This is a genomic window from Micromonospora sp. MH33 (genome assembly GCF_003013775.1).
In the GTDB taxonomy this organism is placed as follows: domain Bacteria; phylum Actinomycetota; class Actinomycetes; order Mycobacteriales; family Micromonosporaceae; genus Micromonospora; species Micromonospora fulviviridis.
This window is the reverse complement of record NZ_MUYZ01000503.1, coordinates 1-2,898: the sequence shown is the minus strand read 5'-3', so window position 1 is coordinate 2,898 and position 2,898 is coordinate 1. Positions and strand designations below refer to the sequence as shown.

Genomic DNA, 2,898 nt, shown 5'->3' with positions numbered 1-2,898 from the left:
CCATGCCGGGGCCGGCGGGGCCGCCGACCAGCAGGCCGGCCCGGCCGGCGTCGGAGATCTTGAGCAGCCGCATGGCCTCGACGGCCTCGTCCACCCCGCTGACCGCGACCGCGTCGGCGAGCCCGCCGAGCGCGGCGGCGAGCGCCGCCTCGTTGCCCGGGGCGACGGTGAGCAGACCGGCGAGGCTGCCGAGCAGGCCGGGCACCTGGTCGGCGCGGGCCAGCAGGGCACCCGCGCCGTCCTTGCGGCGCAGGCCGAGGGCGAGCGCCTCCTCGCGGGCCGTCCAGGTGGCGGCGTCCTTCTCGGCGGTCCGCTCGGCGTCGGCGAGGCTGCGCACGGCGGCCTGGGCCTGCTCGTGCACGGCGACCGCTTCGGCGTGCCGGGCGTCCAGGTCGGCGTTGTCCCGGTCGGCCTCGGTGGACTGCTCGGCGACCGCGTCGAGTTCGGCCTGGGCCTTCTCGGCGCGGGTCAGCGCGTCGGTGTGCGCGGCGGCGAGCCGTTCGATCTCCTCGCCGGCGCTGGTGGTCCGGGCCCGGGCGGAGTTGACCTGGCCGGTCAGCCGGGCCAGCCCCTCCCGCCGGTCGGCGATGGCCTTGGCCGCGGCGACCAGTTCACGCTCCGCGGCGGCGAGCTGCCGTTCCAGCTCCTGGCGGTGCTCGACCGCCTCGGCGAGCCGGATCTGGTCCTCGGTGAGCGCCGCGCGCACCTCCTCCTCCTGCTCGCGGACCCGCCGGGACTCGGCCTCCAACTGGTCCGGGTCGCGGCCGGGGCGCTCGTCGTCGCCGGTGGCGCTGAGGTGCCGCAGCCGTTCCCGGGCGAGCTGCTCGATGGAGCGGAACCGCTCCTGAAGCGCGGAGAGCTTGTACCAGGTGTCCTGGGCCGCGGCGAGCAGCGGGGCGTCCTCGGCCAGCGCCGCCTCCAGCTCGCCGAGGCGGCCCTGCACCTCGCCGTGCTCGCCCTCGATCTGCTCGCGCCGCTCGCGCAGCGCGGTCTCGTCGGCGATCTCCCGGTCCAGCGTGGTGCGCAGGGTGTGCAGGTCGTCGGCGAGCAGCCGCAGCCGGGCGTCGCGCAGGTTGGCCTGGATGGCGGCGGCCCGGCGGGCCACCTCGGCCTGCCGGCCCAGCGGCTTGAGCTGGCGGCGCAGCTCGGCGGTGAGGTCGGTGAGCCGGTTGAGGTTCGTCTGCATCGCGTCGAGCTTCCGCAGCGCCTTCTCCTTGCGCTTGCGGTGCTTGAGGACGCCGGCCGCCTCCTCGATGAACGCCCGCCGGTCCTCCGGCTTGGCGTGCAACATGCCGTCGAGCCGGCCCTGCCCGACGATAATGTGCATCTCCCGGCCGATGCCGGAGTCCGAGAGCAGCTCCTGGATGTCCAGCAGCCGGCAGGAGTCGCCGTTGATCTCGTACTCGCTCTCGCCGGAGCGGAACATCCGGCGGGTGATGGAGACCTCGGTGTACTCGATCGGCAGCGCGCCGTCGGTGTTGTCGATGGTGAGGGTGACCTCGGCCCGCCCGAGCGGCGCCCGCCCGGCGGTGCCGGCGAAGATGACGTCCTCCATCTTGCCGCCGCGCAGCGCCTTGGCGCCCTGCTCGCCGAGCACCCAGGCGATGGCGTCGACGACGTTGGACTTGCCGGAGCCGTTCGGGCCCACCACACAGGTGATCCCGGGCTCCAGCTTCAGCGTCGTCGCGGAGGCGAAGGACTTGAAGCCCTTCACCGTCAGGCTCTTGAGATGCACCTTCTCGATCCTCGTCCGGTGGCCGCCGTACCGTCGCCGGCTGCGCGGACCTGGTGAACCCGCAGACTAACCCGCGGGCGGGGAGAGCCTGGTACGCGACCCACCCCGTGCCGGAGCTGTCCGGTTTCCGGCGATGTGGCGTACGCCACGGGAAAGTGCAAGATCAGAATTGCGGGGCGCAATTCCGGGAGGCCCGGCAAGATCGCGAAATACGGTCCCGGAAACAAAAAGCTGCGCGCCGGCACTGGGTGTCGGCGCGCGTTTTCTGTGTGGTGCGATTCAGTTTTCCGACAACCGGAGATCAGGTCAGCGCGGGCTCGGCCAGCCGGAGGAGGTCGTCAGCCTCCGCCGCAGCCGCCGCAAGCCGATCATTGTCGGCGCGCAGACGCGTGATCTCGAACTCCAGTGCCTGAACCCTGGCACGCAGTCGGGTGACCTCGTCGAGCAGACGCCGGTCGGGCGCTGCACCTACGTGGCCGTAGAGGGCCTTCGCCATGCTGACTCCTTGATATGCGCTGCCGGAAAGGCCGGCCAACGCGCGCCCATGATGTTCGCGGCTGCCATCCCCGCAAAATCCGGGCATGGCTGGGCGCGACTGGCGACACCTATATATTGAGCCGAACCCCCCTCCTTCGTCAAGTTCCCGCAGGCCGTAGATCATCTCCACGTCGCCCGGTCCACTTGTCGGGGGGTTGCCACAAGGCGCGGACACGCTCTGTCCGGACGCCTTTACTGTACGCCCGGGAATGTGTGAACGCCTCACCCTTGCTGTCTGGTTCCCCTTAACTCTTTCTTAGCCACGTTGCCGCAGCTCGCGGCCCGCCCGTAGCGTCACTGCGGCCCGCAACCGACCCGTAAAGGGGACAGGCGTGTACCGCTGGACCGACCCGATCGAACCGGATGGCGTTCCCCGACGCCCCGAGCCGCCGACCGACGAGGGACCGGCCTGGCTCACCGACCGGCCCGAGCCGCGGTCGTCGTACCTCTTCGGGGACGAGCCGGAGCAGCCCGGCCCGGACCGGACCGAGGCGCCCACCGGCGCCTGGCGGGCCGACGCGCGGGCCGCCCCGTGGCGGGACGACCACACCGCGGAGCGCACCGGCAACCTCCCCGCCGCCGGTGCCGCCGCGCACGGGTGGGCCGACGCCGGGCGGTACGCCGAC

At 72.6% G+C, this 2,898-nt stretch carries 2 protein-coding genes and 1 pseudogene; 1 reads left to right on the top strand and 2 read right to left on the bottom strand.

Going from position 1 to position 2,898, the window contains the following annotated elements:
* Both B0E53_RS35040 and B0E53_RS35035 read right to left on the bottom strand, forming a co-directional pair.
* Positions 1-1,735, bottom strand: a 1,735-nt coding sequence (locus B0E53_RS35040; protein ID WP_146167920.1) for an AAA family ATPase, incomplete at its 3' end; no start/stop codon positions are given.
* A gap of 301 nt (positions 1,736-2,036) precedes the next feature.
* Positions 2,037-2,231 (bottom strand): hypothetical protein, encoded by a 195-nt coding sequence (locus B0E53_RS35035; protein ID WP_007456482.1) that lies wholly within the window; start codon positions 2,229-2,231, stop codon positions 2,037-2,039.
* A gap of 373 nt (positions 2,232-2,604) precedes the next feature.
* Between B0E53_RS35035 and B0E53_RS39925 the strand changes: the two are divergent.
* Positions 2,605-2,898, top strand: a pseudogene (locus tag B0E53_RS39925) (hypothetical protein); the annotation flags it as partial.

Coding starts and splice junctions, on each gene's coding strand:
- B0E53_RS35035 (WP_007456482.1), bottom strand. CDS start 2,231: ATGGCGAAGGCCCTCTACGGCCACGTAGGTGCAGCGCCCGACCGGCGT.